This is a genomic window from Actinomycetota bacterium (assembly GCA_036280995.1).
Taxonomy (GTDB): Bacteria; Actinomycetota; CALGFH01; order CALGFH01; family CALGFH01; genus CALGFH01.
In genome coordinates, this window is record DASUPQ010000808.1 from 1 (window position 1) to 7,168 (window position 7,168).

Annotated in this window: 7 protein-coding genes; 6 read left to right on the forward strand and 1 reads right to left on the reverse strand. The window is 75.5% G+C overall.

Going from position 1 to position 7,168, the window contains the following annotated elements:
- The first annotated feature begins 44 nt into the window (after positions 1-44).
- The 4 genes from VF468_26940 to VF468_26955 are packed head-to-tail and all read left to right on the forward strand — an operon-like array spanning position 45 to position 3,382.
- Entirely contained in the window at positions 45-692 is a 648-nt protein-coding gene (locus VF468_26940) for a TetR/AcrR family transcriptional regulator C-terminal domain-containing protein (protein HEX5881926.1), read from the forward strand.
- 5 nt (positions 693-697) lie between these two features.
- Entirely contained in the window at positions 698-1,570 is an 873-nt protein-coding gene (locus tag VF468_26945; GenBank protein ID HEX5881927.1) for an HAD-IIA family hydrolase, read from the forward strand.
- Positions 1,571-1,584: 14 nt separating this feature from the next.
- Positions 1,585-2,040: an RpiB/LacA/LacB family sugar-phosphate isomerase gene (locus VF468_26950; protein ID HEX5881928.1), complete on the forward strand. Its 456-nt coding sequence runs from the start codon at positions 1,585-1,587 to the stop codon at positions 2,038-2,040.
- Positions 2,033-3,382 (forward strand): sn-glycerol-1-phosphate dehydrogenase, encoded by a 1,350-nt coding sequence (locus tag VF468_26955; GenBank protein ID HEX5881929.1) that lies wholly within the window; start codon positions 2,033-2,035, stop codon positions 3,380-3,382. The genes VF468_26950 and VF468_26955 overlap by 8 nt, the downstream gene beginning before the upstream one ends.
- 388 nt (positions 3,383-3,770) lie before the next feature.
- On the opposite strand, the gene VF468_26960 is transcribed toward VF468_26955, so the two are convergent.
- Entirely contained in the window at positions 3,771-4,667 is an 897-nt protein-coding gene (locus VF468_26960) for a hydroxymethylglutaryl-CoA lyase (GenBank protein HEX5881930.1), read from the reverse strand.
- Positions 4,668-4,710: 43 nt separating this feature from the next.
- On the opposite strand from VF468_26960, the gene VF468_26965 reads away from it, so the two are divergent.
- Together VF468_26965 and VF468_26970 are read left to right on the forward strand one after the other, a co-directional pair.
- Entirely contained in the window at positions 4,711-6,000 is a 1,290-nt protein-coding gene (locus VF468_26965; GenBank protein HEX5881931.1) for a hydroxyacid-oxoacid transhydrogenase, read from the forward strand.
- A gap of 8 nt (positions 6,001-6,008) precedes the next feature.
- Positions 6,009-7,168 (forward strand): FAD-binding oxidoreductase (locus VF468_26970; GenBank protein HEX5881932.1); only part of this gene is annotated, 1,160 nt, incomplete at its 3' end.

A 7,168-nucleotide genomic window follows, 5' to 3' on the forward strand; every position in this document is an offset into this window, starting at 1 on the left:
GACTTACAGTGTAAGTTCGTCAACCCCTACGTTGAGGATTCGAGATGACCACCCAGATCCCCCTGAGCCGGCGGCGGGTCCTCGACGCGGCCGTCGCCCTCGCCGACCGGGACGGCGTCGGGGCGCTCAGCATGCGCAAGCTCGCCCAGGAGCTCGGGGTCGAGGCCATGTCGCTGTACCACCACGTGGCCGGCAAGGACGCCATCCTTGACGGCATCGTCGACGTCGTCTTCGCCGAGATCGAGCTGCCGTCGGGCGACGGCGGGTGGAAGGTGGCCATGCGCCGGCGGGCCGTCTCGGCCCGGGAGGTGCTCCGGCGCCACCCCTGGGCCACCGCCCTGATGGAGTCGCGGTCCACGCCCGGCCCCGCCAACCTGCGCCACCACGACGCCGTCCTCGGCGTCCTCCGGAACGCCGGCTTCTCCGTCGAGCTGGCCGCCCACGCCTACTCGCTGCTCGACGCCTACATCTACGGGTTCGCCCTGCAGGAGTCGAGCCTGCCCTTTGACACGCCGGAGGAGACCGCCGAGGTGGCCTCCTCGATCATGGACGGCTTCCCGGCCGACGCCTTCCCGTACCTCACCGAGATCGCCGTCGAGCACGTCCTGCAGCCCGGCTACGACTACGGGAACGAGTACCGGTTCGGGCTCGAGCTGATCCTCGACGGCCTCGAGCGGGCCCTGTCAGGCTAGCGGCCATGAGGGACATTCACGGCCTGCGGGTGCCGGACCGGCTCTACCAGGCGTACGCGTTCGACCTCGACGGCACCATCTACCTCGGCGACCACCTGCTGCCGGGAGCCAGGCGGCTGGTCGAGGAGCTGCGCCGGCGGGGGCTGGTGGTCCGGTTCCTTTCCAACAACCCGACCAAGGACCCGGAGCAGTACGCCGACAAGCTGGCCCGGCTGGGGCTGCCGACCCCGGTGGACGAGATCGTCAACACGGTCGTGACCATGACCCGGTGGCTGCTCGACAACGCCCCCGGCGCCGTCGTCTACCCGATCAGCGAGCCGCCGCTGGTCCGGGCGCTGGAGAAGGCGGGCATCCGCATGTCCAGCGACCCGGCCGAGATCGACGTCGTCGTGGCCAGCTACGACCGGACCTTCACCTACGAGAAGCTGCAGATCGCCTTCGACGCCATCTGGTACCACCGGCGGGCCCGGCTGGTCGCCACCAACCCAGACCGGTTCTGCCCGTTCCCCGGCGGCCGCGGGGAGCCGGACTGCGCGGCCATCATCGCCGCCGTCGAGGCCTGCACCGGCGTCCGCTGCGAGGCCAACACCGGCAAGCCGGACCCGGCGATGCTGCGGGCCGCCCTGACCGGGCTCGACGTGGCCCCCGCCGACTGCGTGATGGTGGGGGACCGGCTGTCGACCGACATCCGCATGGCCCTCGACACCGGGTTGGCCGCCGCCCTCGTCCTCACCGGCGAGACCAGGGCCGAGGACCTCAAGCGGCTGCCGCCGTCCGACGCCCCCGAGCTCGTACTCGACCGCATCGACCGGCTGCTGCCCCCGGCCGTCTGGCAGGAGCTCGGCTGGAGCGAGGACCCGGCCACCGGTCCCGACTGAGGGGGAAGCGAACGATGGCCGCGATCGCGATCGGCGCCGACGCCGCCGGCGCCCCGCTCAAGGAGCACCTGGCCGCCTACCTGCGGGAGCACGGCTACGAGGTCAAGGACTTCGGCAACGGCGCCGGCCAGGACTACCCCGACGTCGCCGCCGAGGTCGCCGAGGCGGTGGCCCGGGGCGAGCACGACCGGGCCCTGCTGGTCTGCGGCACCGGGCTGGGCATGGCCATCACCGCCAACAAGGTCCCCGGGGTGCGGGCGGCCACCGCCCACGACGGCTACTCGGCCGAGCGGGCCCGCAAGTCCAACGACGCCCAGGTGCTGACCATGGGGGCGCGGGTGATCGCCCCCCAGGCGGCCGAGGTGGTGCTGGAGCACTGGCTGGCCTCGGAGTTCGAGGGCGGCAGGTCGGCGCCCAAGGTGGAGAAGATGAAGGCCGTCGACGCCCGCCACCGGGGGTCGCATGGATGACCGGCGCATCCGCTCGGCCCTGGAGGAGGCCACCGACACCCGCGACGTCCTGATCGGCCCGGGGACGCTCGACGGCGTCGCCCAGGTCCTGGCGCGGAGCGCCGGCGACCGGCCGGCGGTGGTGGTCGCCGACGAGACCACCTGGCGGGTCGCGGGCGAGCGGGTCCAGCGGCGGCTGGAGGCGGCCGGGCGGACCACCGCCGAGCCGTACCGGTTCCCTCCCGGCGCCTTCGTGTACGCCGAGTACGGCAACGTGGAGCGCCTCCGCGACGCGCTGGCCACCCACGACGCCGTCCCGGTCGCCGTCGGCTCGGGGACGCTCAACGACCTCGTCAAGCGGGCCGCCTCCGAGCTGGGACGGCCCTATGTGACGGTGGCCACGGCCGCGTCGATGGACGGCTACACGGCGTTCGGGGCGTCGATCGCCAAGGACGGGTACAAGCAGACCATGACCTGCCCGGCCCCCCGGGCCGTCGTGGCCGACCTGGACGTGCTCACCGGGGCCCCGGCCGCCATGACCGCCTCCGGCTACGGCGACCTGCTGGGCAAGGTGACCGCCGGGGCCGACTGGCTGGTCGCCGACGCCCTCGGGGTCGAGGCGGTCGACCCCAAGGTCTGGTCGCTCGTGCAGGGCCCGCTGCGGGCGGCCACCGGCCGTCCGGCCGAGCTGGCCGCCGGCGACCGGACGGCCATGGAGGGCCTCATCGAGGGGCTGGTCATGTCCGGGCTGGCCATGCAGGCTCACGCCTCGTCCCGGCCCGCCTCCGGGGCCGAGCACCAGTTCAGCCACCTGTGGGAGATGGAGGGGCTGGGCCACGACCGGAGCCCGCCCCTGTCCCACGGGTTCAAGGTCGGAGTCGCCACGGTCGCGGTGGCCGCCCTGTACGAGCGGCTCCTGGCCCGCGACCTGGGCGCCGTGGACGCCGAGGCCGTCCGCGCCAGCTGGCCCGCCCCCGAGCAGGTGGAGGCGGCGGTGGCGGCCGCCCACACCGCCCCGGGGCTGGCCACGGCCGCGGTCGCCGAGAGCCTGGCCAAGCACGTCGACGCCGGCCAGCTCGGCCGCCGGCTGGCCCTGCTGCGCCAGCGGTGGCCCGGCCTCCGCGAGCGCCTGGCCGGCCAACTCCTCCCGGCCGGGCGGCTGGCCGGCATGCTGGCGGCCGCCGGCTGCCCCACCGGTCCGGCCGCGCTCGGGCTGGACCGGTCCGCGTTCAGGGCCACCTATCACCGGGCGCGGATGATCCGGCGTCGCTACACCGTCCTCGACCTGGCCGCCGAGACCGGCCTCCTGGACGAGTGCGTCGACGAGCTGTTCGCCCCCGGCGGGTTCTTCGCCGGCGCGTAAGGGGGACCGCACGCCTGGCCGGCGCCCAGCTCGGCGCCGGTCTGGTCGGCGCCGGCCTGGTCGGGGAGCGGGTCGCCTCGCCGCGGCCGTTGCCGTCGCCGCCCGCGCGGCTGCCGGTGACGGCGTCCGGGCTGGCGGGCAGGACCCGGAAGCTGGCCTAGTCGACCCGGTAGGTGTCGGTGCGCATGTCGCAGGAGATCCCGAACCGGCCCCGTCCCGCCGCGTCCCTGCTGGACACGGTGTAGGTGGCGACCAGGCGGCGGCCGTTCCAGCGGGCGATGGTCGCCGGCCGGGTGGCGCGGAGGTTCTCGACCGGCGGTGGGTCCTGGTTGCGCGCCGGCGCTGGCAGCCGCCTGACAGCGCCGCCCGTACGGAGAGGAGAGACCGCCTAGGGGAAGGGCCCGGCGCGGGGGAGCATGGCCGGGACCTGGTGGCCGAGCTGCTCGGCGAGGAACTCCGCCACCGGCAGGAGCGCCTGGAGGTCGAGGCCGGTCCCGATCCCCATCCGGTCGAGCAGGTAGACGAGGTCGTCGGTGGCGATGTTGCCGGTCGCCCTGGGCGCGAACGGGCACCCACCGATGCCGCCGGCGCTGGCGTCGAGCACGCCGACGCCGTCGAGGACGGCGGCGAAGGCGTTGGCGAACCCGGTGTTGCGGGTGTTGTGGAAGTGGTACCGCAGCGGCGGCTGCTCGCCCACCGCTTCGCGGACCCGCGCGGTCAGCTCCCGGACCTGGTTGGGCGTGCCGACGCCGATGGTGTCGCCCAGGCACAGCTCGTCGAACCCGGCGGCCGCTCCCCGCCGGGCGAGCTCGACCACCCTGCCCGGGTCCACCTCCCCCTCGAACGGGCAGCCGAAGGCGGCGGAGAGGGTCAGGGTGGTGAACAGCCCCCGCGGCCGGGCCTGGGCCGCGACCTCGGTGGCCATGGCCATCGCCTCGTCGGTGGAGACGTTCTGGTTGCGCCGGCTGAAGGTGTCGGTGACGCACACGACCACGTTGACCTCGTCGACGCCGGTGTCCACGGCCCGGTCGAGGCCGCGCCGGTTCAGGACCAGCCCGGCGTAGGACACGCCGTCGGTGCGGGGGACGCGGGCCATCACGGCCTCGGCGTCGGCCATGGCCGGGACCAGTCGCGGGTGGGCGAACGACACCGCCTCGACCCGGCGCGCCCCCGCCGCCACCAGCCGGGCGATCAGCTCGACCTTGGCGTCGGTGGACAGCACGACGGACTCGTTCTGCAGGCCGTCGCGGGGGCTGACCTCCACGATCACGAGTTGTTGCATCATGAGGTGCCTCGCACGATAGCCGATGCGGTGCCCGGAGGGGACCATGGCCTCGACGTTTCCAGGCGGTGCGGAGACCGTCTTCACCTACGGCGCGCCCCTGCTGAAGTTCGGCACCGGCGCCGCCGACGAGATCGGCTACGACCTGTCCCAGTACGGCGCCCGCCGGGTCCTGGTGGTCACCGACCCCGGCGTCGCCGCCACCGGGGCGCCGGCGCGGATCGCCGGCCAGATGGGGCGGTTCGGCATCGAGGCCCACGTCTACGACGGCGTCCACGTGGAGCCGACCGACGCCAGCCTCCAGGCGGCCATCGACCACGCCACCGAGCACGGGCCCTGGGACGCGTACGTGGCCGTCGGCGGCGGCTCCAGCATCGACACCGCCAAGGCGGTCGACCTGCTCGCCACCAACCCCGGCGAGCTGCTCGACTACGTCAACCGGCCCGTCGGCGAGGGCCGGGCCCCCAGCCGGCCGCTCGACCCGCTGGTGGCCGTGCCCACGACCACCGGCACGGGCGCCGAGAGCACCACCATCTGCGTGCTCGACGTGCTCGCCGACAAGCTCAAGACCGGCATCAGCCACCCGCGCCTGCGCCCGACCCTGGCCGTGGTCGACCCGGCCCTGACCGTGACCCAGCCGGCCGCGGTGACCGCGGCCAGCGGCATGGACGTCCTCTGCCACGCCCTGGAGAGCTGGACGGCCAAGCCCTACACCGCCTACGAGCGCAAGCGGCCGGAGCAGCGGGTGCCCTACTGCGGGGCCAACCCGATCTCCGACCTGTGGTCGGAGCAGGCGCTGCGGCTGCTGGCCGGCTCGTTCCGCGACGCCGTGCGCGACGGCGACGACCTGGAGGCGCGGGGACGGATGGCCCTGGCCGCGACCATGGCCGGGCTCGGCTTCGGCAACGCCGGCGTCCACATCCCGCACGCCAACGCCTACCCGATCGCCGGGCGGGTCAAGGACTTCCGGCCCGGCGGCTACCCCGACGGCGAGCCGATCGTGCCCCACGGCATGGCCGTGTCGCTGACCGCGCCCGAGGCGTTCCGGTTCACCTTCGAGGCCTGCCCCGAGCGGCACCTGCGCGCGGCCGAGCTGCTCGCCCCCGGCCTGGAGCGGCCCGGCGACGACGCCGAGTACCTCCCGGCCGCCCTGACCCGGCTGATGCGCGACGTCGGCATCCCCAACGGGATCGGCGGGGTCGGCTACGACGAGGCCGACGTGCCCGACCTGGCCGAGGGGGCCATGAAGCAGCAGCGGCTGCTCGACACCGCCCCCCGGCCGGTGACCGAGGACGACGTTGCCGCGATCCTGACCCGCTCGCTGTCGAACTGGTAGGAGGCGACCTGACCGCCGAGCTGGCCGCCGCCCTGCGCAAGGCCGGGGTGGCCGAGGTCGACGGGTCCGCGCGGCGGCGGGCCGAGTACTCGACCGACGCCTCGCTGTACCGGGTGCCGCCGGCGCTGGTCGCCTTCCCGCGCGACCCCGACGAGGTCGTGGCCGTGGTCGCGACCTGCCTGGAGCTGGGCGTGCCGGTGACGGCCAGGGGCGCCGGGACCTCGATCGCCGGCAACGCCGTCGGGCCCGGGGTGGTCATGGACCTGTCCCGGCACCTGGGGCGGGTGCTGGCCCTCGACCCGGAGGCGGCCGCGGCCCGGGTCGAGCCGGGCGTGGTCCTCGACGATCTCCAGGCGGCGGCCCGGCCCCACGGGCTGCGCTTCGGTCCCGACCCCTCGACCCACAGCCGCTGCACCCTGGGCGGGATGCTCGGCACCAACGCCTGCGGGTCGCGGGCCCTGGCCTACGGCCGCACGGCCGACAACGTCCTGGAGCTCGACGTGGTCTGCGGCACGGGCCGGCGCCTGCGGGCCGGGCCGGGCACGGTGGGGGAGGTGCCGGGGCTGGCGGCGGCGGTCCGGGCCGGCCTGGGGCCGATCCGGACCCAGTTCGGGCGCTTCGCCCGCCAGGGCTCCGGCTACGCGCTGGAGCACCTGCTGCCCGAGCGGGGCGGCGACCTGGCCCGGGCCCTGGTCGGCAGCGAGGGCACCCTGGCCGTGGTCCTCGGGGCCACCCTCCGCCTGGTCCGGGCGCCGGCGGCGACCACGATGGTCGTGCTCGGCTACCCGGACATGGCCACCGCGGCCGACGCCGTGGCCGGGGTCCTGCCCGCGGCGCCGGTGGCCCTCGAAGGCATCGACGCCCGCATCGTCGAGGTCGTGCGGCGCCGGGGCCGGGCCGTGCCGGAGCTCCCCGAGGGTGGCGGCTGGCTCCTGGCCGAGCTCCCCGGGGCCACGGCGGCCGAGGCCGAGGCGGCCGGGCGGCGGCTGGCCGCCTCGGCCGGCGGGGACGCGCTCGCCGCCCGGGTCCTGACCGACCCGGCCGAGACGGCCGCCATCTGGCGCATCCGCGAGGACGGGGCCGGGTTCGGCGGGCGCAGCCCGGCCGGGGCGCCGGCCTGGGCCGGCTGGGAGGACGCGGCCGTCCCTCCCGAGCGGCTCGGCGCCTA

What these genes read in the sequence shown, in the direction of transcription:
- VF468_26950 (HEX5881928.1), top strand. Translation starts at nt 1,585, where the DNA reads ATGGCCGCGATCGCGATCGGCGCCGACGCCGCCGGCGCCCCGCTCAAG.
- VF468_26940 (HEX5881926.1), top strand. Translation starts at nt 45, where the DNA reads ATGACCACCCAGATCCCCCTGAGCCGGCGGCGGGTCCTCGACGCGGCC.
- VF468_26955 (HEX5881929.1), top strand. Translation starts at nt 2,033, where the DNA reads ATGGATGACCGGCGCATCCGCTCGGCCCTGGAGGAGGCCACCGACACC.
- VF468_26960 (HEX5881930.1), bottom strand. Translation starts at nt 4,667, where the DNA reads ATGATGCAACAACTCGTGATCGTGGAGGTCAGCCCCCGCGACGGCCTG.
- VF468_26965 (HEX5881931.1), top strand. Translation starts at nt 4,711, where the DNA reads ATGGCCTCGACGTTTCCAGGCGGTGCGGAGACCGTCTTCACCTACGGC.
- VF468_26945 (HEX5881927.1), top strand. Translation starts at nt 698, where the DNA reads ATGAGGGACATTCACGGCCTGCGGGTGCCGGACCGGCTCTACCAGGCG.